General features: G+C 36.4%; 2 protein-coding genes. Both read left to right on the top strand.

Annotated features, from left to right (window positions below; all coding sequences use genetic code 11):
* Positions 1–10: 10 nt before the first annotated feature.
* Positions 11–238 (top strand): hypothetical protein, encoded by a 228-nt coding sequence (locus AC5SLN_RS03415; protein ID WP_011282048.1) that lies wholly within the window; start codon positions 11–13, stop codon positions 236–238.
* Complete coding sequence (locus tag AC5SLN_RS03410; RefSeq protein WP_494594161.1) at positions 235–24,558, top strand: cadherin-like domain-containing protein; 24,324 nt, start codon at positions 235–237, stop codon at positions 24,556–24,558. The genes AC5SLN_RS03415 and AC5SLN_RS03410 overlap by 4 nt, the downstream gene beginning before the upstream one ends.
* Positions 24,559–24,560 lie beyond the last annotated feature (2 nt).

Genomic DNA, 24,560 nt, shown 5'->3' with positions numbered 1-24,560 from the left:
AGGAGATCTAATGAAAAAAATTACAAAGAATATTAAGGTTAAAGTTGCCTCGAATAAAAAAAAAGTTTCAGGAAACATATTGAATGCACCTAAAACGCACAAATTACCTCGTGTGGTTAAAGCAAGAGCAGGACAAACTATAACAGGTAAAATTGGAGGTATTAGAAAGACACCCAATAAATCAATTGCAAAACCAGGACAAACAATAACTGGTAAAATTAGACGAAGAACCAATTGACCCAAAAACCTAAAAAGAAACAGAAAATATTTATAGAAGCCCTTGAGCAGAGGATAATGCTCGATGGAGCAGGGGCCTCAACCTTTTTAGATTTAATTGATGAACGCAATCAAGAAGAGATAAAAAAAAACTCTAAAATAATCGATACCACTAAAGACAACAATGAAGTTCCTTTTGCAAACACTGCAAGAGACCAAAACAAAAAAAATGTAGTCTTTATTGATAGTGCTGTCTCTGATTATGAAACCATTATTAATTCATTTAAAGAAAACACTGAGTTTTATTTAATCAACTCCAATGAAGATGGATTTAAAAGAATTAGTGAAATTTTAAATGATCGAAAAGATATTGATGGTTTGCACATCATCGGTCACGGTAGTGCTGGACAAATTTTATTTGGTAATGCTTTTTTAAATAACGATACCATCACTAATTACCAATCAACTTTAGCATCCATCGGTCAATCGTTAACCACAAGTGGAGATATTTTATTTTATGGTTGTAATGTAGCTTCTACTGAACAAGGTGAAATTTTAATTAAAAAAATATCAGAGATTACTAAAGCAGATATTGCAGCATCAGATGACTTGACTGGTAAAGGTGGAGATTGGGTTTTAGAGAAAAAAATTGGAATAATTGAAACTCAAAATTTTAAGATAGGAGGATATAACCATGATTTAGTTTCTTGGGGTAATATGTCTTCAAGTTCAAACTCAGTTGGAATTTCTCATATTTTTGGAACTCAAATTGAAACAGATACAACACCTGATCTGACTAAAGATGCAAATGATAATGGTAATTCATCAACATATGATTGGTTTGTGTATAGAGAAAAGAGTGGACTTTCAATTTCTACCAACACCTATGTTTCAGAAGTGGATATAGATGGTGGAAATCAATCCTTATCAGCCAATAATACCACTGGTGATGTAAGTACGAGTCTTAGAACTTTAAATCAAAATACGAGTTTATCAAGTGCCACAGTAAGTTCATATTATGTATATTTTACTGATACAAATAAAAATGGAAATCCAAATTATAAAACTGGTGGAATAGTTTTTGATGGAGAAATCATTGGTGTATTTTTTAGTTCAAAATATACTTTAGGTCCCGACAATACACTTCCAAACAGCACAAATAACATATCAACAGCTTACACTATTAATGACACTTATGGTGATAGTGATGCTGACTATTATAATGGATATGAAACAGATGAAAATAACTTTACTGGTGGAAGAGTATTTGAGGATGGAAGTGAATACTTTGATGATGATGCTGATATCAGTACAAGTATTGATAGTGCTACAGTATCTAATGCAAGCTCCGGAGGAACAAATAATTGGTTAAGAGTAAGAGCTAAAAATGGAAATGGTGGGGATATTATAAGGGTAATAGTCAAAGAAAACACTTTACCTACTGCATCTAATTCAACAGTATACATTAATGAAAACAATCAAGCATCTACAGCAGGGGATAGAACTCCATCTAATATTACAAAAGTATTTACAGCTGGGGACTTTAATTATTCAGACGGTGATAGTGATAATTTATCAAAAATAAAAATTACTACTTTAGAAAGTGCGGGTGTTTTAGAATATTCATCTAATGGATCATCTTGGGCTGATGTAACTTTAAATCAAGAAATAACAGCGTCAGATATAGGAAATAATCGTCTAAGATTTACTCCAGCTGCAAATTCAGAAAGTAATGTAACGTTTGGTTTTAAAGTTCATGATGGTACAGATTATAGTTCATCAGCTTACACAATGACAGTATCTGTTAACGCTGCACCAAATGTTACAGATGCAACAGTTGGAACAGTTGCTGCAGGTGCCACAAGTTCAGGTGATGTTCATGATGGTGTTGCTGATAGTGATGATGCTGATAGTGTTTTAGTGGTAACTGGTGTTGCATCTGGAAATGAAAGTTCAAATAATTCAATTGTAACCAATAATACTGGAGTTGGTTCAGCAGTTTCAGGAACTTATGGTTCATTGAATATTGCTTCAAACGGAACTTATACTTACACAGCAAGTTCAACAAATAACATTTCTTACGGTTCAACTGCAACAGACATTTTTACATTTACAACCCGAGATGATGAAGGTTCAAGTGGAAATGCAGGTTCGCATGCTTATGATGTAGGTACCATTACTTTCACTGTTGCAAGTTCAATTTCTTTAGTAGCTGATACAGACGCTGTTGCTGAAAATGGAACAGTTACTCATTTAACAAATTCAGAAGGCACAGTTATTTCAAATGATGCTGCTGATACTAACGGTTTAGTTGTTACAAATATTTCTCATACAAATGGAAATGCAGATACCATTGAGTCTGGTTCTACATACACAGACTCTAGTGGAGAGCCTGGTAGTGTTGTTGGAACTTATGGAACTTTAAAAATTGGAGCGGATGGAACTTATACCTATACAGCCGATCAAACAGCAGCGGATGCATTAGATTTAAATGATCAAGTAACAGATGTATTTACTTATACTGCAGATGGTGCAACAGCCACTTTAACTATCACAGTTACTGGTATCAATGATAATCCAACTGCAGTTAATGATACAGGTTACATTAAAGAAGGTGGAACTTTAACTGTTGCAAATAGTGCTGCTGCTAGTTCTGGAACAAGCACCGGTAATCATACTGGAGATATTACGGACAATGATACCGATGCAGATGCAAGCTCAACAGCAACTATTACTAGTATCACCGCAACGACAGCAAGTGGAAATGCACAAACAACTTTTTCAAGTAACTCAGAAACAGTTACAGGTCAGTACGGTACTTTAACAATTAACTCTAATGGTTCTTACTCTTATGCTGCAAATTCAAATATATCAGGCCTTGATGCAGGGGATGCAAATATAACAGATGTCTTTACTTATATCGTATCTGATGGCACCGCTACATCTACTGCAACCCTTACAATTAATGTTATTGCTAGCCAAGATCTAACTGCACGTAATGATACAGGAACTGTAAATGAAGATGCCACCCTTACTGTCAGTGATGATCTTGATGCAAATAGTGCTACAGCACTTTCTTTGGTAAGAACAACAAGTATTAATTCTCAAGAATCGTATCCAAGAGACATTACATTCAATAATGATGGAACGAAGATGTTTACTATTGGTGCTAATGGTGATGATGTTGGATATTATACTTTATCAACGGCATACGACACAAGCACAGCAACTCATCAAGCTGATTATTTAGGAGGTACTTATACTACAGCATGGAGTTTATCATTTAATAATGATGGGACTAAGTTATTTATAGTAAATGGAGACTCTAGTTATCGTATGTATGAATATTCACTTTCAACTGCTTACGATCTATCAACTTTGAGTTTGGAAAGCAATAGAGGACCTTTTAGTTTTAGTTCTTCTTACCCAACAGGACATTCTTTTAATAGTGATGGAACAAAACTATTTTTAGGAAATACAGATGGTGGAATTAGAGAATATTCTCTCTCTGTAGGTTTTGATCTTTCCAGTACTTTTACTCTGGTAGATACTTTAGATGTTTCATCAGACGTTGGTAACAATGTAAAGGGCATAGAATTTAATGATGATGGTACTAAGATGTTTGTAACAAGTGAACCATCAAAAAAACTTTTTCAATATGATCTTTCAACTGGTTTTGATCTAACTGGCGCTACTTTAAAAAAAGAGTTACTTCATAATATGAACTATATAAATGGCTTCGAATTTAAACCTGATGGTTCTCAAGTATTTTTAGCCAGATCTGGTAATGGAACTATATATACTTACGACATAGAGTCTCCGTATGAATTAAAAGATGTTAATGGCTCACATTCAGGAGATGTCATTAACACAAGTTCAACTGATAATTATGATACAGACCCTGATAGCGATACTCTTACAGTTACTGCAATTAGAGTAGGATCAAGTGAGGGATCGGGTACCGTAGGATCTGTTGGTTCAGCTTTAACAGGAACATACGGTCAATTAACAATTGCTGCAAATGGATCATATACTTATGTTGCAAATCAAGATGCAGCGGATGCATTGGATCCAGGTGATGTGGTAACTGACACTTTTAATTATACAGTTTCAGATGGACAAGGTGAAACGGATATGGCAGTTTTAACTATTACTGTTAATGGAATTAATGATACTCCAGTTGCACAAAATGATGTAGGAGTTATTGTCGAAGATGGAACTTTAACAGTTTCAAATGGTGCTAATGCCAATTTATCAGGAAGTTATGATGCAACAGGTGAACACTCTGGTGATATTATTGATACTAGTTCAAGTTCTCATACAGATAGTGATGCTGATGATAGTGCATCTCTAACTGTTACTGCAATTAGAGTAGGCTCAAGTGAAGGTTCAGGAACAGCAGGATCCATTGGTTCAGCTTTAACAGGTACTTATGGTCAATTAACCATTGCAGCAAACGGTTCTTATTCTTATGTAGCCAATCAAGCTGCAGCGGATGCATTGGATGTAGGAGACTCAGTCACAGACTCATTTAATTACACATTATCAGATGGAACAGCAACAGATATTGGAGTAATTACAATTACAATTCTTGGAGCAAACGATGATCCAACTGCAGTTAATGATACAGGTTACATAAAAGAAGGTGGAACTTTAACTGTTGCAAATAGTGCGGCTGCTAGTTCTGGAACAAGCACCGGTAATCATACTGGAGATATTACGGACAATGATACCGATGCAGATGCAAGCTCAACAGCAACTATTACTAGTATCACCGCAACGACAGCAAGTGGAAATGCACAAACAACTTTTTCAAGTAACTCAGAAACAGTTACAGGTCAGTACGGTACTTTAACAATTAACTCTAATGGTTCTTACTCTTATGCTGCAAATTCAAATATATCAGGCCTTGATGCAGGGGATGCAAATATAACAGATGTCTTTACTTATATCGTATCTGATGGCACCGCTACATCTACTGCAACCCTTACAATTAATGTTATTGCTAGCCAAGATCTAACTGCACGTAATGATACAGGAACTGTAAATGAAGATGCAACGTTAACTGTTGCAGATGGTGATAATTTAACAAGTGTTGCTTCAGCATCTTACGATGATAGCGATAGCCTTACTATTGCAGGTTCAAACTTAAATCCTCCTACTACTCAAGCTGATATTAACGCATTACTTTTTAATCCTGATGGAACAAAAATGTACACATTAGGATATGCTCATGGTTACTCTGGAGATAAAGCCCTTTTTCAATACACATTGTCAACTCCTTTTGATGTATCGACTGCTTCAGTTTCAAGTAGTGATTATATTACTGTTGGAGGCACAAGGTCTATGGACAACGAAGATATGAGATTTAATAACGATGGAACAAAGCTTTTTGTTCTTTATGAGAGAAGTTATGGGACAGATTATATCTATCAATACACTTTAAGCACCCCTTACGATATTACCAGCACTGTAACAGCGGGTAATTCCCTTCAGATAGGGAGTGGGAGTGATTATTTTTACTCATTTCTTTTTAATGACGATGGTTCAAAGATATTTGTTAGTAGAATGGCGGCTATATACGAATATACTTTAAGTACTTCTTTTGATACTTCATCTGCTACAAGAACTGACACATCTTGGTATGCACATCATAACTCTTACGGTATCTCAAACTATGGTTCATACTCCTCTATTACTGGTATGCAATATAATAACGATGGCACAAAGTTATTTACAGTTCATCAAAGAGTAAATTCTGGTTCTACAGCAAAAATAGTAGAGTGGTCATTGTCAACTGCTTATGATCCTAAGACTGCAAGTACAAATGCTGACTTTAACGACACGAGCACCTATTTTGAAACTGGTGAAACTACTGGTTCTGCTGGTAATGGAGTCCCTACTCAATTTATCACTTTTAACAATGATGGATCAAAATTCTTTAGTTTTAATGGTAGTAGTGATCCAGCAAAAATTAAAGAATGGAATCTAGCTTCACCTTTTAATGTAGTAAATGTTAGCGGCGAACATTCAGGAGATGTCATTAACACAAGTTCAACTGCTAATTATGATACAGACCCTGATAGCGATACTCTTACAGTTACTGCAATTAGAGTAGGATCAAGTGAGGGATCGGGTACCGTAGGATCTGTTGGTTCAGCTTTAACAGGAACATACGGTCAATTAACAATTGCTGCAAATGGATCATATACTTATGTTGCAAATCAAGATGCAGCGGATGCATTGGATCCAGGTGATGTGGTAACTGACACTTTTAATTATACAGTTTCAGATGGACAAGGTGAAACGGATATGGCAGTTTTAACTATTACTGTTAATGGAATTAATGATACTCCAGTTGCACAAAATGATGTAGGAGTTATTGTCGAAGATGGAACTTTAACAGTTTCAAATGGTGCTAATGCCAATTTATCAGGAAGTTATGATGCAACAGGTGAACACTCTGGTGATATTATTGATACTAGTTCAAGTTCTCATACAGATAGTGATGCTGATGATAGTGCATCTCTAACTGTTACTGCAATTAGAGTAGGCTCAAGTGAAGGTTCAGGAACAGCAGGATCCATTGGTTCAGCTTTAACAGGTACTTATGGTCAATTAACCATTGCAGCAAACGGTTCTTATTCTTATGTAGCCAATCAAGCTGCAGCGGATGCATTGGATGTAGGAGACTCAGTCACAGACTCATTTAATTACACATTATCAGATGGAACAGCAACAGATATTGGAGTAATTACAATTACAATTCTTGGAGCAAACGATGATCCAACTGCAGTTAATGATACAGGTTACATAAAAGAAGGTGGAACTTTAACTGTTGCAAATAGTGCGGCTGCTAGTTCTGGAACAAGCACCGGTAATCATACTGGAGATATTACGGACAATGATACCGATGCAGATGCAAGCTCAACAGCAACTATTACTAGTATCACCGCAACGACAGCAAGTGGAAATGCACAAACAACTTTTTCAAGTAACTCAGAAACAGTTACAGGTCAGTACGGTACTTTAACAATTAACTCTAATGGTTCTTACTCTTATGCTGCAAATTCAAATATATCAGGCCTTGATGCAGGGGATGCAAATATAACAGATGTCTTTACTTATATCGTATCTGATGGCACCGCTACATCTACTGCAACCCTTACAATTAATGTTATTGCTAGCCAAGATCTAACTGCACGTAATGATACAGGAACTGTAAATGAAGATGCAACGTTAACTGTTGCAGATGGTGATAATTTAACAAGTGTTGCTTCAGCATCTTACGATGATAGCGATAGCCTTACTATTGCAGGTTCAAACTTAAATCCTCCTACTACTCAAGCTGATATTAACGCATTACTTTTTAATCCTGATGGAACAAAAATGTACACATTAGGATATGCTCATGGTTACTCTGGAGATAAAGCCCTTTTTCAATACACATTGTCAACTCCTTTTGATGTATCGACTGCTTCAGTTTCAAGTAGTGATTATATTACTGTTGGAGGCACAAGGTCTATGGACAACGAAGATATGAGATTTAATAACGATGGAACAAAGCTTTTTGTTCTTTATGAGAGAAGTTATGGGACAGATTATATCTATCAATACACTTTAAGCACCCCTTACGATATTACCAGCACTGTAACAGCGGGTAATTCCCTTCAGATAGGGAGTGGGAGTGATTATTTTTACTCATTTCTTTTTAATGACGATGGTTCAAAGATATTTGTTAGTAGAATGGCGGCTATATACGAATATACTTTAAGTACTTCTTTTGATACTTCATCTGCTACAAGAACTGACACATCTTGGTATGCACATCATAACTCTTACGGTATCTCAAACTATGGTTCATACTCCTCTATTACTGGTATGCAATATAATAACGATGGCACAAAGTTATTTACAGTTCATCAAAGAGTAAATTCTGGTTCTACAGCAAAAATAGTAGAGTGGTCATTGTCAACTGCTTATGATCCTAAGACTGCAAGTACAAATGCTGACTTTAACGACACGAGCACCTATTTTGAAACTGGTGAAACTACTGGTTCTGCTGGTAATGGAGTCCCTACTCAATTTATCACTTTTAACAATGATGGATCAAAATTCTTTAGTTTTAATGGTAGTAGTGATCCAGCAAAAATTAAAGAATGGAATCTAGCTTCACCTTTTAATGTAGTAAATGTTAGCGGCGAACATTCAGGAGATGTCATTAACACAAGTTCAACTGCTAATTATGATACAGACCCTGATAGCGATACTCTTACAGTTACTGCAATTAGAGTAGGATCAAGTGAGGGATCGGGTACCGTAGGATCTGTTGGTTCAGCTTTAACAGGAACATACGGTCAATTAACAATTGCTGCAAATGGATCATATACTTATGTTGCAAATCAAGATGCAGCGGATGCATTGGATCCAGGTGATGTGGTAACTGACACTTTTAATTATACAGTTTCAGATGGACAAGGTGAAACGGATATGGCAGTTTTAACTATTACTGTTAATGGAATTAATGATACGCCTGTTGCAGATGCTGAAACAGGTTCAGTTGATATAAGTCAAACTTTAACAGTCACTGATGGTACTTCAGATCTTTTACATGGGGATACGGATGCAGATGCTAGTGCTTCATTAAGTGTATCGAGTATTGTTGCAACCACAGCAAGTGGAAGTGCAACTGCTGTTAATCCAGGAACTGCTTATAATTCAGGTTACACATCAGTTACTGGTAGCAAGGGAACTTTGAGAGTTGGTGCAGACGGTACTTATCAATACATTGCAGATTCAAGTACTGGAACCGATGTTTTTACTTACACATTATCAGATGGAACAGCAACACATACAGCTACTTTAACAATTACAGTTAATAGTAGTAACAATGCTCCTTCAGCTGTTGCAGATACTGATAGTGTTAATGAAGATGCAACAGTTACTCAAAGCTCAGGTTCAGGTTTATTAAATGCAGATGATTCAGATGCTGATGGTGATAGTTTAACGGTTACTCAAATTAAAAAAGATGGTGGAAGTAATTCATCCGTATCTGGAGGAAGCTCATATAATTCAAGCGGAACATCAGTCACAGGAACCTATGGAACATTAACGGTTGGAGCTGATGGAACTTATACATATGTTGCGGATCAAGCTGCAGCTGATGCTTTAGATGCAAGCGACACTGTTACAGATGTATTTACTTATACTATTTCAGACGGCAATGGTGGAACAGATACTGCAAATTTAACTATTACAGTCACAGGTGTTAATGATGCACCTTCAGCTACAAATGACACAGGGTCAGTTAATGAAGATGCAACTTTAACAGTTTCAACAGCATCAAGTGGTGTAACTCAAGATAATGATACAGATGCGGACGCCGATGATAGCGCATCATCATTGGTTATTACTCAAATTAAAAAAGATGGTGGATCAAATAGTTCAGTTAGTGGAGGAACCAATCATAGCAACGGAACTTCGGTTACAGGAACTTATGGGACATTAGTCATTGGTGCTAATGGAACTTATACTTATGTTGCGGATCAAGCTGCAGCTGATGCTTTAGATGCAAGCGACACTGTTACAGATGTATTTACTTATACAGTTTCAGATGGAAATGGTGGAACAGATACTGCCAATATTACAATTACTGTTACAGGAGTGAACGATGACCCAATTGGAGTTAATGATACAGATAGTGTTAACGAAGATGCAACTATAACTGAAAGCTCAGGATCAGAATTATTAGTTGCAGATGATTCAGATGCAGATGATAGCTCATCTCTTACAGTTACACAAATTAAAGTCACAGGTGGATCAAATAGTTCTGTTGCTGGAAGTAGTACTTATAATAGTAATTTTACAACAGTTACTGGAACTTATGGAACATTAAAAGTTGGTGCTGATGGATCTTATACTTATGTTGCAGATCAAGCTGCAGCGGATGCACTAGATGTTGGTGATAATGTGACAGATAGTTTTACTTATACAGTCTCAGATGGAACAGCAACATCTACAGCAACATTAATAATTACAGTAACTGGTATCAATGATGTACCAGTTGCAGTTAATGATACAGATGCTGTAAATGAAGATGCAACTATAACTGAAAGCTCAGGATCAAAATTATTAGTTGCTGATGATACAGATGCAGATGATAGTTCATCTTTAACGGTGACACAAATTAAAGTCACAGGTGGATCAAATAGTTCTGTTGCTGGAAGTAGTACTTATAATAGTAATTTTACAACAGTTACTGGAACTTATGGAACATTAAAAGTTGGAGCTGATGGATCTTATACTTATGTTGCAGATCAAGCAGCAGCTGATGCGCTAGATGCAAGTGATACTGTGACAGATAGTTTTACTTATACCGTATCAGATAATACATGGTTTGATACAGCTACATTAATAATTACAGTAACTGGTATCAATGATGCACCAACGGCTTCAAATGGAACTGTTAATATCAATGAAAATAATCAAGCATCTACAGCAGGGGATAGAACTCCACTCAATATTACAAAAGTATTTGCAGTAAGCGATTTTAACTTCGCTGACGATGATACAAGTGGCAGTTTATCAAAAGTTAAAATTACTACATTAGAAAGTGCGGGTGCTTTAGAATACAATAATGGATCATCTTGGGCAGATGTTACATTGAACCAAGAAATTTCAGCAACAGATATTAGTAATAATAGATTAAGATTTACCCCAGTTGCAAACTCTGAAAGTAATCCAACGTTTGGTTTTAAAGTTCACGATGGAACAGATTACAGTTCATCACCTTACACAATGACTATATCGGTTAACGCTGCACCAAATGTTACAGATGCAACCGTTGGATCAACAGTTGCTGCAGGTGGAACAAGTTCTGGCGATGTTCATGACGGGGTTGCTGACAGCGATGATAATGATAGTGTTTTAGTGGTAACTGGTGTTGCATCTGGAAATGAAAGTTCAAATAATACAATTGTTACAAATAATACTGGAGTTGGTTCAGCAGTATCAGGGACTTATGGTTCTTTAAATATTGCAGCAAACGGTACTTATACTTATACAGCAAGTTCAACAAATAATATCGCGTACGGTGCAACTGCAACAGACATTTTTACATTTACAACTCGTGATGATGAAACTGCTTCTGGATCATTTGCCTATGACGTAGGTAGCATTACTTTTACCGTTGCAAGTTCAATTTCTTTAACAGATGACACGGATAGTGTTAATGAAGATGCAACAATTACTAAAACTGGTTCTCAAGACGATGTATTAAATGATGATGCTGCTGATACTAATGGTTTAGTAGTCACCCATATTAAAAAAGATGGTGGATCAAATTCAACAGTTGCTAGTAGTAGTACTTATACATCTAACGGAACTTCTGTTACGGGTACTTATGGTACTTTAGTAATTGGTGCGGATGGTTCTTATACTTATACAGCCGATCAAAGTGCTGCTGATGATTTAGATTTAAATGACGTAGTAACAGATGTATTTGTCTATACGGCAGATGGTGCTTCAGCAAATTTAACTATTACAGTGACAGGTATCAATGATGCTCCAGTTGCAACAAATGATACTGGTTCAGTTAATGAAGATGCTACTTTATCAGTTAGCAATGGTTCAGGAGATATCATTGATAATAATGATACCGATGCTGATGATAGCGCAAGTTTAGTGGTGTCTGCTGTAAGAATTGGTGGGGTAGAAGGTAGTGGAAATGCAGGAACTGTAGGTCAAGCTTTAACAGGAACGTATGGTCAATTAACTTTAAATGCAAATGGATCCTATTCATATGTTGCAAACCAAGATGCAGCAGATGACCTTGATGCAAGTGATCAGGTAACTGATGTATTTAATTATACATTAAGTGATGGAACAGCAACAGACACTGCAACAATCACAATAACAGTTACAGGGATCAATGACGCACCAGTTGCAGACAATGAAACAGGGGCAGTAAATGAAGATGCAACATTAACAGTCACCGATGGAACTTCAGATGTTTTACATGGAGATACGGATGCTGATGATAGTGCATCTTTAACAGTTTCAGCAATTAGAACTGGGGCTGAAGATGGAAGTGGAACCTCAGGCTCAATTGGCTCTGGTTTAACCGGTACTTATGGAACTTTAACTTTAGCAAGTGATGGAACATATACATATGTAGCTGATCAAAGTGCTGCTGATGATTTAGACGCTTCAGATACTGCAACAGATGTCTTTACCTATACACTATCAGATGGAACCGCAACGGATACTGCAACAATTACAATAACAGTGACAGGTATCAATGATGCTCCAGCTGCAGTCAATGATACTGATGCTGTAAATGAAGATGCAACAGTTACAAGAACTTCAGGCGATAGTTTATTAATGGCTGATGACAGCGATGCTGATGATGATGATAGTTTTACCGTTACACAAATTGCAGTAACAGGTGGATCAAATAGCTCAGTTGCTGGAAGTAGTACTTACAACAACAATTTTACTTCAGTTACTGGAACTTATGGAACATTAAAAGTGGGTGCAGATGGAACATATACATATGTAGCCGATCAAAGTGCAGCTGATGATTTAGACTTAAATGATACTGCAACAGATAGTTTCACTTACACAATTTCAGATGGTGATACTACTGACACTGCAACATTAATCTTTACGGTAACAGGAATTAATGATGTACCAACTGCTGCAGATAAAACTGTAACTACAAATGAGGATACAGCTTATGTATTTTCAGCATCAGATTTTGGCTACACAGATGCAGATGACGATGATGCGTTAGTAAGTGTAAAAATTACAGGATTAGAAGATGCAGGTGCTTTACAATATAACAATGGATCAGCTTGGGTAGATGTAACTGAAAATCAAGTGATAACAGCAACGGATATCGGTAATGATAAATTGAGATTTAACCCAGCTGCAAATGAAAATGGATCTTCATACACTACTTTTAATTTTACAGTAAATGATGGCGATGCAGATAGTGCCTCAGCTAATACAATTACAGTCAATGTAACAGCAGTTAACGATGCACCTGTTGCAGATGATGAAACTAATTCAGTCAATGAAGATGCAACATTAACCGTTACCGATGGATCGTCAGATGTTTTACATGGAGATACCGATGTTGATAGTGGCGATACTTTAACAGCTACAACTTATTCTCATACATCAGCTACAAATCAAAGTGGTGGAAGTGCATCATCTGCAAACGGAAACAGTGGAACAGCTGGAACAAATGCTGTTGTAGGTTATTATGGTACATTAACTTTAGCAGCGGATGGAACTTATACTTATGCAGCTGATCAAAGTGCTGCAGATGATTTAGATGCAAGTGATACTGCAACAGATGTATTTACCTATACAGTTTCAGATGGAACCGCAACGGATACTGCAACAATTACAATAACAGTGACAGGAGTGAATGATGCTCCAGCTGCAGTCAATGATACTGATGCTGTAAATGAAGATGCAACAGTTACAAGAACTTCAGGCGATAGTTTATTAATGGCTGATGACAGCGATGCTGATGATGATGATAGTTTTACCGTTACACAAATTGCAGTAACAGGTGGATCAAATAATGCAGTTACTGCAAGCAGTACTTATAATTCTGGTTCACCAGAAACGGTAACAGGAACTTATGGTACACTTACTGTTGGTGCTAATGGAACATATACTTACGTTGCAGATCAATCAGCGTCTGATGATTTAGATGCTTCAGACACTGCAACAGATAGTTTCACTTACACAATTTCAGATGGTGATACTACTGACACTGCAACATTAATCTTTACGGTAACAGGAATTAATGATGTACCAACTGCTGCAGATAAAACTGTAACTACAAATGAGGATACAGCTTATGTATTTTCAGCATCAGATTTTGGCTACACAGATGCAGATGACGATGATGCGTTAGTAAGTGTAAAAATTACAGGATTAGAAGATGCAGGTGCTTTACAATATAACAATGGATCAGCTTGGGTAGATGTAACTGAAAATCAAGTGATAACAGCAACGGATATCGGTAATGATAAATTGAGATTTAACCCAGCTGCAAATGAAAATGGATCTTCATACACTACTTTTAATTTTACAGTAAATGATGGCGATGCAGATAGTGCCTCAGCTAATACAATTACAGTCAATGTAACAGCAGTTAACGATGCACCTGTTGCAGATGATGAAACTAATTCAGTCAATGAAGATGCAACATTAACCGTTACCGATGGATCGTCAGATGTTTTACATGGAGATACCGATGTTGATAGTGGCGATACTTTAACAGCTACAACTTATTCTCATACATCAGCTACAAATCAAAGTGGTGGAAGTGCATCATCTGCAAACGGAAACAGTGGAACAGCTGGAACAAATGCTGTTGTAGGTTATTATGGTACATTAACTTTAGCAGCGGATGGAACTTATACTTATGCAGCTGATCAAAGTGCTGCAGATGATTTAGATGCAAGTGATACTGCAACAGATGTATTTACCTATACAGTTTCAGATGGAACCGCAACGGATACTGCAACAATTACAATAACAGTGACAGGAGTGAATGATGCTCCAGCTGCAGTCAATGATACTGATGCTGTAAATGAAGATGCAACAGTTACAAGAACTTCAGGCGATAGTTTATTAATGGCTGATGACAGCGATGCTGATGATGATGATAGTTTTACCGTTACACAAATTGCAGTAACAGGTGGATCAAATAGCTCAGTTGCTGGAAGTAGTACTTACAACAACAATTTTACTTCAGTTACTGGAACTTATGGAACATTAAAAGTTGGTGCAGATGGAACATATACATATGTAGCCGATCAAAGTGCAGCTGATGATTTAGACTTAAATGATACTGCAACAGATAGTTTCACTTATACAATATCGGATGGTGATGCCACTGATACAGCTACTTTAATCTTTACGGTTACAGGAATTAACGATGCTCCAGTTGCAGTCAATGATACTGATGCTGTTAACGAAGATGCGACAGTTACAAGAACTTCAGGCGATAGTTTATTAATGGCAGATGATAGTGATGCTGATGACGATGATAGTTTCACAGTAACTCAAATAGCAGTTACTGGTAGCTCTGATAACGCAGTTACTGCAAGCAGCACTTACAATTCTGGTTCACCAGAAACAGTAACAGGAACTTATGGTACACTTACTGTTGGTGCAAATGGAACATACACTTACGTTGCAGATCAATCAGCGTCAGACGATTTAGATGCTTCAGACACTGCAACAGATAGTTTCACTTATACAATATCGGATGGAACAGCAACAGACACTGCAACATTAATCTTTACAGTAACCGGAATTAATGATGTGCCAACAGCTTCAGATAAAACAATTTCTACTGCAGAAGATACCCCTTATGTATTTTCAGCATCAGATTTTGGATACACAGATGCAGATGATGATGACGCATTAGTAAGTGTAAAAATTACAACCTTAGAAGATGCTGGTGCATTACAATATAATAATGGATCAAACTGGGTAGATGTAACTTTAAATCAAGTAATAACAGCAACAGACATTGCTGCTAATAAGTTGAGATTAAATCCAGCTACTAATGAAAATGGTTCGCCTTACACTACTTTTAATTTTACAGTAAATGATGGGGATGCAGATAGCGCAACTCCAAATACAATTACGGTAAATGTTACAAATGTAAATAACGCACCTGTTGCAGATAATGAAACTAATTCAGTTAATGAAGATGCAACAGTCACAGTCACAGATGGAACGTCTGATGTTTTACATGGAGATACGGATGCAGATAGTGGTGATACCTTAACAGTAACTCAAATTGCAGTAACAGGTGGATCAAATAGTTCAGTTGCTGGAAGCAGTGCTTATAACAGCAATTTTACTTCAGTTACTGGAACTTATGGAACATTAAAAATAGGTGCTAATGGAACATATACTTATGTAGCTGATCAATCAGCGTCTGATGATTTAGATGCCTCAGATACTGCAACTGATAGTTTTACTTATACAGTTTCAGATGGAACAGCGACAGACACTGCAACATTAATCTTTACAGTAACAGGAATTAACGATGCTCCAGTTGCAGTCAACGATACTGATGCAGTTAATGAAGATGCAACAGTTACCAGAACTTCAGGTGATAATTTATTAATGGCTGATGACAGCGATGCTGATGATGATGATAGTTTCACAGTAACTCAAATAGCAGTTACTGGTAGCTCTGATAACGCAGTTACTGCAAATAGTACTTATAATTCTGGTTCACCAGAAACAGTAACAGGAACTTATGGTACACTTACTGTTGGTGCTAATGGAACATATACATATGTAGCTGATCAAAATGCTGCTGATGATTTAGATTTAAACGACCAAGTAACAGATAGTTTCACATATACAATATCGGATGGAACAGCAACAGACACTGCAACATTAATCTTTACAGTAACCGGAATTAATGACGCTCCAGTTGCACAAAATGATGTAGGAGTTATTGTCGAAGATGGAACTTTAACAGTTTCAAATGGTGCTAATGCCAATTTATCAGGAAGTTATGATGCAACAGGTGAACACTCTGGTGATATTATTGATACTAGTTCAAGTTCTCATACAGATAGTGATGCTGATGATAGTGCATCTCTAACTGTTACTGCAATTAGAGTAGGCTCAAGTGAAGGTTCAGGAACAGCAGGATCCATTGGATCTGCTTTAACGGGAACGTATGGTCAATTAACCATTGCAGCAGATGGTTCTTATTCTTATGTAGCCAATCAAGATGCAGCGGATGCATTAGATGCAGGTGACTCAGTCACAGACTCATTTAATTATACATTATCAGATGGAACAGCAACAGATATTGGAGTAATTACAATTACAATTCTTGGAGCAAACGATGCTCCCGTTGCTAATAACGATACTGGTTCAGTAAATGAAGACGCAACCTTGACAGTTTCCTCAGCTTCAAGTGGAGTTACACAAGATAACGATACAGATGTAGATGGTGATGATACAGTTTCATCTTTAACAGTTACACAAATAGCTGTTACTGGAAGTTCAAACTCAAGTGTTACTTCAAGTACTACTTATTCTAATGGAACTTCTGTAACGGGAACTTATGGTACACTGGTTATTGGCGCAAATGGTACTTATACATATGTAGCCGATCAAAGTGCTGCAGATGATTTAGATTTAAATGATACTGCAACAGATAGTTTCACTTACACAGTTTCAGACGGAACAACAACAGACACTGCAACATTAATCTTTACAGTGACAGGTATCAATGATGCTCCAGTTGCAGTCAATGACACCGATGCATTAAATGAAGATGCAACAGTTACCAGAAGTTCAGGTGATAATTTATTAATGGCAGATGATAGTGATGCTGATGATGATGATAGTTTTACTGTTACACAAATTGCAGTAACAGGTGGATCAAATTCAAGTGTAAACTCAAGCACTACTTATTCTAATGGAACTTCAGTAACTGGAACATACGGTACTCTAGTTGTTGGAGCTGACGGATCATATACATATGAAGCAGATCAAAGTGCTGCTGATGATTTAGATTTAAACGACCAAGTAACAGATAGTTTTACATATACAATATCGGATGGAACGGCAACAGACACTGCAACATTAATCTTTACAGTGACAGGAATTAACGATGCTCCAGTTGCAGTCAATGATACTGATGCTGTTAATGAAGATGCCACAGTAACCAGAAGTTCAGGCTCAAGTTTATTAATGGCAGATGATAGTGATGCTGATGATGATGATGCATTTACAGTAACTCAAATTGCAGTAACAGGTGGATCCAATAGTTCAGTTGCTGGAAGTAGTACTTATAACAATAATTTTACCTCAGTTACTGGAACTTATGGAACATTAAAAGTTGGTGCAGATGGAACATATACATATGTAGCCGATCAAAGTGCTGCTGATGATTTAGATGCTTCAGACACTGCAACAGATAGTTTCACTTACACAGTTTCAGATGGAACAGCGACAGACACTGCAACATTAATCTTTACAGTAACTGGTGTTAATGATGTACCAACAGCTTCAGATAAAACAATTTCTACTGCAGAAGATACCCCTTACGTATTTTCAACTTCTGATTTTGGATACACAGATGCAGATGATGACGATGCATTAGTAAGTGTGAAAATTACAACATTAGAAGACGCTGGTGCATTACAATATTATAATGGTAGCGCTTGGGTAGATGTAACTTTAAATCAGGTGATAACAGCAACAGACATTGCTGCTAATAAATTAAGATTAAATCCTACTGCAGATGAGAATGGATCTCCTTACACTACTTTTAATTTTACAGTAAATGATGGTGATGCAGATAGCGCAACTCCAAATACAATTACGGTAAACGTTACTGCTGTTAATGATGCTCCAGTAGCTGACAACGAAACTAATTCAGTGAATGAAGATGCAACAGTAACTGTGACTGATGGAACCTCAGATGTTTTACATGGAGATACTGATGTTGATAGTGGTGATACCTTAACAGTAACTCAAATTGCAGTAACAGGTGGATCAAATAGTTCAGTTGCAAGTTCAAGTTCATATAATTCTAATGGTAGATCAGTAACGGGTACATATGGTACTTTAACTATAGGTGCTGATGGTACTTACACTTACGTTGCAGATCAAAGTGCAGCTGATGATTTAGATGCCTCAGATACTGCAACAGATAGTTTTACTTATACAGTTTCAGATGGAACAGCGACAGACACTGCAACATTAATCTTTACAGTTACAGGAATTAATGATGCTCCTGTAGCAGTTAACGATAGCGATGTAGTTAATGAGGACGCAACAGTAACACAAACTTCAGGCTCAAGTTTATTAATGGCAGATGATAGTGATGCTGATGATGATGATAGTTTTACTGTTACACAAATTGCACTAACAGGTGGATCAAACAGTTCAGTTGCAAGCTCAAGTTCTTACAATAGTAATTTTACTTCAATTACTGGAACTTATGGAACATTAAAAGTTGGTGCTGATGGTACTTATACTTACGTTGCAGATCAATCAGCGTCAGACGATTTAGATGCAAGTGATACTGCAACAGATAGTTTTACTTATACAGTTTCAGATGGAACAGCTACGGATACAGCTACTTTAATCTTTACAGTGACAGGTATCAATGATGCTCCCGTTGCAGTCAACGATACTGATGCATTAAATGAAGATGCCACAGTAACCAGAAGTTCAGGCTCAAGTTTATTAATGGCAGATGATAGTGATGCTGATGATGATGATGCATTTACAGTAACTCAAATTGCAGTAACAGGTGGATCAAACAGTTCAGTTGCAAGCTCAAGTTCTTATAATTCAAGTGGGACTCAAGTTACAGGTACATACGGTACACTTACTGTTGGTGCTGATGGTACTTATACATATGTAGCCGATCAAAGTGCTGCTGATGATTTAGATTTAAACGACCAAGTAACAGATAGTTTTACTTATACAGTTTCAGATGGAACGGCAACGGATACTGCAACATTAATCTTTACAGTAACTGGTGTTAATGATGTGCCAACTGCATCTGATAATGCAGTTACTACAAACGAAGATACCCCTTATGTATTTTCAGCATCAGATTTTGGATACACAGATGCAGATGATGATGATGCATTAGTAAGTGTAAAAATTACAACTTTAGAAGATGCTGGTGCATTACAATATTATAATGGTAGCGCTTGGGTAGATGTAACTTTAAATCAGGTGATAACAGCAACAGACATTGCTGCTAATAAATTAAGATTAAATCCTACTGCAGATGAGAATGGATCTCCTTACACTACTTTTAATTTTACAGTAAATGATGGTGATGCAAGTAGTTCAACACCTAATACTATTACGGTAAATGTAACAGCAGTTAATGATACTCCAACAGCTACTGATGATACAGCTAGTGTTAATGAAGATGCTACTACAACCATTTCATCTGCATCAAGTGGAGTAATAGATGACAATGATACAGATCCAGATTCATCAGATACTTTAACTTTAACTAACGTTGCTCATACAAATGGAAACACAGAAAGCGTTACATCGAGCACCACTTATTTAAATGGTCAATCAATTACTGGAACTTATGGTACTTTAACTATAGGTGCTGATGGTACTTACACTTACGTTGCAGATCAAAGTGCAGCTGATGATTTAGATGCTTCAGACACTGCAACAGATGTCTTTACCTATACACTATCAGATGGAACAGCAACCGATACTGCAACAATTACAATAACAGTGACCGGAGTGAACGATGCTCCCGTTGCAGTCAATGATACTGATGCTGTTAACGAAGATGCAACAGTTACCAGAACTTCAGGTGATAATTTATTAATGGCAGATGATAGTGATGCTGATGATGATGATAGTTTTACCGTAACTCAAATTGCAGTAACAGGAGCTTCTAATTCTTCAGTTGCAAGCTCAAGTTCTTATAATAGCAATTTTACTTCAATTACTGGAACTTATGGAACATTAAAAGTTGGTGCTGATGGAACATACACTTACGTTGCAGATCAAAGTGCTGCTGATGATTTAGATGCTTCAGATACTGCAACAGATAGTTTCACTTATACAGTTTCAGACGGAACAGCTACTGACACTGCAACATTAATCTTTACAGTGACAGGAATTAACGATGCTCCAGTTGCGGATAATGAAACAAATTCAGTAAATGAAGATGCAACACTTACAGTCACAGATGGAACTTCAGATGTTTTACATGGAGATACGGATGTAGATGACAGCGCATCTCTAACAGTTTCAGCAATTAGAACTGGAGCGGAAGGCGGAAGTGGAACTGCAGGCTCAATTGGTTCTGGTTTAACTGGTACTTATGGAACTTTAACTTTAGCAAGTGATGGAACATATACATATGTAGCCGATCAAAGTGCTGCTGATGATTTAGATTTAAACGACCAAGTAACAGATAGTTTTACTTATACAGTTTCAGATGGAACGGCAACGGATACTGCAACAATTACAATAACAGTGACAGGTATCAATGATGCTCCAGTTGCAGTCAATGATACTGATGCTGTTAACGAAGATGCGACAGTTACAAGAAGTTCAGGATCAAGTTTATTAATGGATGATGATAGTGATGCTGATGATGATGATAGTTTTACCGTAACTCAAATTGCAGTAACAGGAGCTTCTAATTCTTCAGTTGCAAGCTCAAGTTCTTATAATTCAAGTGGGACTCAAGTTACAGGTACATACGGTACACTTACTGTTGGTGCTGATGGAACATACACTTACGTTGCGGATCAAAGTGCTTCAGACGATTTAGATGCTTCAGATACTGCAACAGATAGTTTCACTTATACAATATCGGATGGAACAGCAACAGACACTGCAACATTAATCTTTACAGTAACTGGAATTAATGACATTCCAACAGCATCAAACAATACAGTTTCAACACAAGAGGATACCCCTTACGTATTTTCAACTTCTGATTTTGGCTACACAGATACAGATGATGATGATGCATTAGTAAGTATAAAAATTACAACATTAGAAAGTGCTGGTGCATTACAATATTATAATGGTAGCGCTTGGGTAGATGTAACCTTAAATCAAGTAATAACAGCAACCGATATCTCAAATAATTATTTAAGATTAAATCCTACTGAAAATGAAACAGGCTCACCCTATACAACAATTGGTTTTTCTGTAAATGATGGAGATGCGGACAGTTCATCTTCGTATACAATGACCGTTAATGTAATCAATACAAATGATGCTCCAGTAGCTGACAACGAAATTAATTCAGTGAATGAAGATGCAACGGTCACAGTCACCGATGGAACTTCAGATGTTTTACATGGAGATACGGATGCTGATAGTGACACTTTAACAGTAACTCAAATTGCAGTAACAGGTGGATCCAATAGTTCAGTTGCTGGAAGTAGTACTTATAACAGCAATTTTACTTCAGTTACTGGAACTTATGGAACATTAAAAATAGGTGCTAATGGAACATATACTTATGTAGCTGATCAATCAGCGTCAGACGATTTAGATGCCTCAGATACTGCAACAGATAGTTTCACTTACACAGTTTCAGATAGTAATGCGACAGACACTGCAACATTAATCTTTACAGTAACTGGTGTTAATGATGTGCCAACAGCATCAAACAATGCAGTTTCAACAGAAGAGGATACACCATATGTATTTTCAACATCTGATTTTGGCTACACAGATGCAGATGATGACGATGCATTAGTAAGTGTAAAAATTACAACATTAGAAGACGCTGGTGCGTTGCAGTATTACAATGGATCAAACTGGGTAGATGTAACCTTAAATCAAGTAATAACTGCAACAGATATCTCAAATAGTTATTTAAGATTAAATCCTACTGCAGATGAAAATGGATCTCCTTATACAACAATTGGTTTCTCTGTAAATGATGGCGATGCAGATAGTGCTTCAAGTTACACTATGACAATTAACGTAACCGCTATAAATGATAATCCAGTTGCTGATAATGAAACGAATACCGCAACAGAAGGCACTACTACAACAGTCACAGACGGGACTTCAGATATTCTCTATGGCGACACAGATACAGAGGGAGATACATTAGAAATATCAGGCATAAGAACAGGAACAGAGTCTGGCTCTGGAACATTTGGAGCAATAGCTACACCTTTAACTGGTACTTATGGATCTTTAACAATTAATTCAGATGGAACATATAGTTATACGCCTAATGATGTTTTAGGTAGTGGAGAAACTGGAATAGATTATTTTACATATACAGTCTCTGACGGTAATGGTGGAACAGATACAGGACAACTTTCTATAACGGTTACAGGTGCTAATGATGCCCCAGTTGGTGTTAATGATAGTAATACAATTGATATAGCAGCAACTTCAACTTTAACAGTCACAAATGACTCTGAAAAAGATGTGTTAACTAACGATACTGATCCAGACTCAAATGATACATCAATAGTAACTGAGATAAGAACAGGATCAACGGAAGGCTCAGGTACTGCTGGAACATTAGGGGAGGCATTAATTGGAACTTATGGTTCTTTGATAATGAACTCAAATGGTAGTTACACATATATAGTTAATGAAGGTTTAAAAGATACATTGGATCCAGGTGAAATAGTTTATGAATATTTTAATTATACAGTTAGAGATGGTAGTGGTGTTACGGATACAAGTTCAATTGTATTAAAATTACAAAATGGTGGTGGTGTTGTTAAAGAAATTAGAGAAAAGAAAGCTGAAAGAATTATTATAAATCAAGCTAGAATGGAAGCAAGGGTTCAAGTTGAAAATACTTTCACAGAACTAAATCAATCAACAGAATTTGATTTAAATAATTTTGAATTTGAACAAACTGCAAGAAAAACAGATTATTCCCAAGGTCTTAAATTAGTTGATTTAGTTGCCGAAACAGACTCTCTTCAAATTTCTGAAGGAGAACTTTCAAACCTTAAAGTTAAAGACAAACAAGAAGGTTTAAAATTGAAATTTGGTGTCATGAATGAAGCCGACAATGAGATTGTTAAATTTGATGGAAAAATGAGTGATGGTTCTGCATTACCTGAGTGGATTAAAATTAATCCTAAAACAGGTCAAACAACCACAAATATTCCAGAAGGTGTAGATAAAGTTGAAATTATGATTATTGCAACGGATAAAAACAATGAAACTCGAGAAATTGCAGTTGAGATTGATCCTGAAAAAATAAAACAAGATAGAAAAATTATCAAACAAGCAAAAAGAACAAATTCTTCAATTACTGTTAATGAAGACGGTACGGTTAATATTGTAAAACAAAATGAAGATGGATTAGTTGAAAGATCATTTAACAAAACATTAAATTTTAACAATCAAGCAGATATCAATGAAATTATTGAAACGTTTAAACCAGAAACAATTTTTCAACTTAAACCTTTAAATATTGGAAATGATTTAATTATAGATTTGCCCAATGAGCTAAAAGGTAATTTTAATAATACTAAACTTGTTCTTAAAGATGGAACCGAAGTACCTGACTGGCTTGAGTATGATCCTGTAACGGGTCAAATTATTGCAGAAAATCCACCTGAAGATGTTTCTCAATTAGAATTAAAACTTATTATTGAGCAGGATGGAAAAATTATTGTAAAAGATTTAGAAATTGATTTACAAGAGCAAAATGTATCCCAAAATTTTGATGGGGGTGAAAATAATAAATTTGTTACTTTAAGCGACCAATTAGATAAAGAATTTAATGATTGGGAAGATTATGGTAATGACCTTATTAATAGACTATAAAA

The organism is Candidatus Pelagibacter sp. PS_31 (genome assembly GCF_059417865.1).
This window is presented reverse-complemented; position numbering and strand designations above follow the sequence as displayed.